Origin of the sequence: Undibacterium sp. TC9W (genome assembly GCF_049339865.1) — a bacterium.
Lineage (GTDB): Bacteria > Pseudomonadota > Gammaproteobacteria > Burkholderiales > Burkholderiaceae_D > Undibacterium.
In genome coordinates this window covers 1-397 of record NZ_JBMPPJ010000080.1, presented here as the reverse complement: position 1 = coordinate 397, position 397 = coordinate 1, and the positions used below count along the sequence as shown (strand labels likewise).

The window sequence follows — 397 nt, the reverse complement described above, 5'->3', positions numbered from 1 at the left end:
CTATCATCGGTTCTGGCTCAACATTTGCAACTATCGATACAGTAAGCGGCTTCAAAGCAGCTGGTGCAGACGTATTCAAAACAGGTACTGCAGCAACTACATTGAACGCATTGTCAATTGCTAATGCAGATATTGCAACTCTGGCCGCAGCAATCCAGACAGCAGCAACAGCAGCAGGTGCAGCTTTGGCTAACACTAATACCCAAGCTTACATCATCACTGTAAGTGCAGGTACAGCAGCTGGTACATACGCATTCCAAAATCTGGGTTCAAACACAACTGTTGACTCAGCTGACTTTATCGTGAAATTGACTGGTACAACAGGTTCCATCGTTGCCGGCGACTTCATCGCTTAATTCGGTAAGCTATGTAGGAAAATGGGTAGCTTGCTACCCAT

At 45.8% G+C, this 397-nt stretch carries 1 protein-coding gene; it reads left to right on the top strand.

Translation table 11 applies throughout. The features are described 5' to 3' along the window. A partial coding sequence (locus tag ACO0LN_RS30330; protein WP_422980487.1) for a hypothetical protein occupies window positions 1-356 on the top strand: 356 nt, incomplete at its 5' end. Window positions 357-397 lie beyond the last annotated feature (41 nt).